Annotated in this window: 4 protein-coding genes; all 4 read left to right on the forward strand. The window is 64.0% G+C overall.

The genetic code is table 11. The features are described 5' to 3' along the window. The coding region (locus HX846_RS27890) for an FTR1 family protein (protein WP_178966527.1) at positions 1-326 on the forward strand (326 nt) is incomplete at its 5' end. A 19-nt stretch (positions 327-345) separates the two neighbouring features. After that, a complete protein-coding gene (locus HX846_RS27895; protein WP_087693714.1) occupies positions 346-876 on the forward strand; it encodes an iron transporter in 531 nt (176 codons plus the stop codon). Positions 877-990: 114 nt separating this feature from the next. Continuing rightward, positions 991-1,911 carry a hydrogen peroxide-inducible genes activator gene (locus HX846_RS27900; RefSeq protein WP_003213305.1) on the forward strand — a complete coding sequence of 307 codons (921 nt, stop codon included), beginning with the start codon at positions 991-993 and terminating at the stop codon, positions 1,909-1,911. A gap of 8 nt (positions 1,912-1,919) precedes the next feature. Then, positions 1,920-3,261: ATP-dependent DNA helicase RecG (locus HX846_RS27905; protein ID WP_178966528.1), on the forward strand; the 1,342-nt coding region annotated here is incomplete at its 3' end.

A 3,261-nucleotide genomic window follows, 5' to 3' on the forward strand; every position in this document is an offset into this window, starting at 1 on the left:
GGCTGATGTACCGCGGCCTGGTCGCCATCAGCCTCAAGCGCCTGTTCTCGATTACCGGCTGGATGATCGCCTTGCTTGCCGCCGGCATGGCTGGCCGGGCCGCCGCGATCCTCGCCGGTATCGACCTGATTCCCGCCTGGGGCTACCAGCTCTGGGACACCTCCTGGCTGGTCTCCGATGGCAGCCTCACCGGCCGCGCATTGACCGCGCTGGTGGGCTACACCGACCGACCTCTGGGCGTTCAATTGGTGGCGTGGCTCGTCACCCTCTCGCTCCTGGTGCTGGGTAACCGTTTACTGCATTCACGCCCGACACAATCACATTAACCGCCCCAGGAGCCCCACCATGAAACACCTGCGCAACCCCTTCGCCGCCGCACTGCTGCTCGTCAGCGCCGTGGCCGCTTCCTCCCTCGCCCAAGCCCGCGAATACCCGATTGGCGGACCGGTGCAGATCAATGACATGGAGATCGCCTCCTCGTACTTGGTGGGCATCGAAATGGCGCCCATGCCGCCAGGCATGGTGATGAGCAAGGACTCGGTACACCTTGAGACCGATGTGCACGCCACCGCCGACAACAAATACGGCCTGTCCAACGGTGAGTGGGTGCCCTACCTGACCATCAGCTACTCACTGGTCAAGGAGGGCTCGCCCGACTACAAGGAAATCGGCACGCTGTTGCCGATGGTGGCCAAAGACGGCGCCCACTACGCCAACAACGTGAAAATGGACGGCCCCGGCACCTACACCGTGGTGCTGCGCTATGAAAGCCCACAGATCAAGGGCTTCTTCCACCATGTAGACAAGGAAACCGGCGTGCCTGAATGGTGGGCTCCCTTCACCGAAACCTTCACCTTCAAGTACCCGCAAAAGTGAAATACGGGGCGGCGATACCCGATTAACCGGTGTCGCGGCCCCTACGCTGTCTGATAACGTGCGTCTATCGATTGCAGCCGGTATGCTTGGCCCGCAACCTCATGGACGCCCGCTATGACTCTTACAGAATTACGCTACATCGTTACCCTCGCCCAAGAGCAGCACTTCGGCCACGCGGCCGAGCGTTGCCACGTCAGCCAGCCGACGCTGTCGGTGGGTGTGAAGAAGCTTGAAGACGAACTCGGTGTGCTGATTTTCGAGCGCAGCAAAAGCGCCGTGCGCCTGACGCCCGTCGGCGAAGGCATCGTCGCCCAGGCCCAGAAGGTTCTGGAACAGGCCCAAAGCATTCGCGAGCTGGCCCAGGCCGGCAAGAACCAGCTGACCGCCCCGCTGAAAGTCGGCGCCATCTACACCGTCGGCCCGTACCTGTTCCCGCACTTGATTCCGCAACTGCACCGCGTCGCGCCGCAGATGCCGCTGTATATCGAAGAAAACTTCACCCACGTGCTGCGCGACAAACTGCGCAACGGCGAGCTGGACGCGATCATCATCGCCCTGCCGTTCAACGAGGCGGATGTGCTGACCCTGCCGCTCTACGATGAACCGTTCTACGTGCTGATGCCGGCGTCCCACCCATGGACGCAGAAAGACACCATCGACGCGGGCCTGCTCAACGACAAGAGCCTGCTGTTGCTGGGCGAAGGCCATTGCTTCCGCGACCAGGTGCTGGAAGCCTGCCCGACCCTGACCAAGGGCAACGACGGCGCCAAGCACACCACCGTGGAGTCCAGCTCCCTGGAAACCATTCGCCATATGGTCGCCTCCGGACTGGGTATCTCGATCCTACCGCTGTCGGCGGTCGACAGCCATCACTACGCCCCCGGCGTGATCGCCGTGCGCCCACTGACGCCGCCGGTACCGTTCCGCACCGTGGCGATTGCCTGGCGTGCGAGCTTCCCGCGTCCGAAAGCGATTGAAATCCTCGCCGACTCGATCCGCCTGTGTTCGGTGGCCAAGCCGCCTGCTGCGAGCTAAGTAACGGTATGACTGAGCTGTCGCAGGTATCGGTGACGGCACTCAAGGGTGTCGGGGAGGCCATGGCCGAGAAGTTGGCCAAGGTCGGGCTGGAAAATCTCCAGGACGTGCTGTTCCACCTGCCCCTGCGTTACCAGGACCGCACCCGCGTGGTGCCCATCGGCCACTTGCGCCCTGGGCAGGACGCCGTGGTTGAAGGCACCGTCAGCGGCGCCGATGTGGTGATGGGCAAGCGCCGTAGCTTGGTGGTGCGCCTGCAAGACGGCACCGGCGGCCTGAGCCTGCGCTTCTACCACTTCAGCAACGCCCAGAAGGAAGGCCTCAAGCGTGGTACCCGCGTGCGCTGCTACGGCGAAGCCCGGCCCGGTGCTTCGGGGCTGGAAATCTATCACCCGGAATACCGCGCGATTACCGGCGACGAACCGCCGCCGGTAGACACCACCCTCACGCCAATTTACCCGCTCACCGAAGGCCTGACCCAGCAGCGCTTGCGCCAACTGTGCATGCAGACTCTGACGATGCTCGGGCCAAAAAGCCTGCCCGACTGGCTGCCCCAGGAACTGGCGCGCGACTATCAACTGGCGCCGCTGGATGATGCGATCCGCTACCTGCATCACCCACCCGCCGATGCCGACGTCGACGAGTTGGCTCTCGGGCATCACTGGGCCCAGCATCGCCTGGCGTTCGAAGAACTGCTGACCCATCAACTGTCCCAGCAGCGCCTGCGCGAGAGCATGCGTTCGCTGCGCGCGCCGGCCATGCCCAAGGCCAAGCGCCTGCCTGCGCAATACCTGGCCAACCTGGGGTTTGCACCGACGGGCGCCCAGCAACGGGTCGGCAATGAAATCGCCTACGACCTGAGCCAGAAAGAACCGATGCTGCGGCTGATCCAGGGTGACGTGGGCGCGGGTAAAACCGTGGTCGCCGCCCTCGCCGCGTTGCAGGCCCTCGAAGCCGGCTATCAGGTGGCGCTGATGGCGCCCACCGAGATTCTTGCCGAACAGCACTTCATCACCTTCAAGCGCTGGCTCGAACCGCTGGGCCTGGAAGTCGCGTGGCTGGCCGGCAAGCTCAAGGGCAAGAACCGCGTAGCCGCCCTGGAGCAGATCGCCGCCGGCGCCCCGATGGTGGTGGGCACCCACGCGTTGTTCCAGGACGAAGTGAAGTTCAAGAATCTGGCGCTGGTGATCATCGACGAACAGCACCGCTTCGGTGTGCAGCAGCGCCTGGCCCTGCGCCAGAAAGGCGTGGGCGGCCGCATGAGCCCGCACCAGTTGATCATGACCGCCACACCGATCCCGCGCACCCTGGCCATGAGCGCCTACGCCGACCTCGACACTTCGATCCTCG

It is taken from the genome of Pseudomonas sp. K5002 (assembly GCF_013386655.1).
Lineage (GTDB): Bacteria > Pseudomonadota > Gammaproteobacteria > Pseudomonadales > Pseudomonadaceae > Aquipseudomonas.

What these genes read in the sequence shown, in the direction of transcription:
- HX846_RS27895 (WP_087693714.1), top strand. Translation starts at nt 346, where the DNA reads ATGAAACACCTGCGCAACCCCTTCGCCGCCGCACTGCTGCTCGTCAGC.
- HX846_RS27900 (WP_003213305.1), top strand. Translation starts at nt 991, where the DNA reads ATGACTCTTACAGAATTACGCTACATCGTTACCCTCGCCCAAGAGCAG.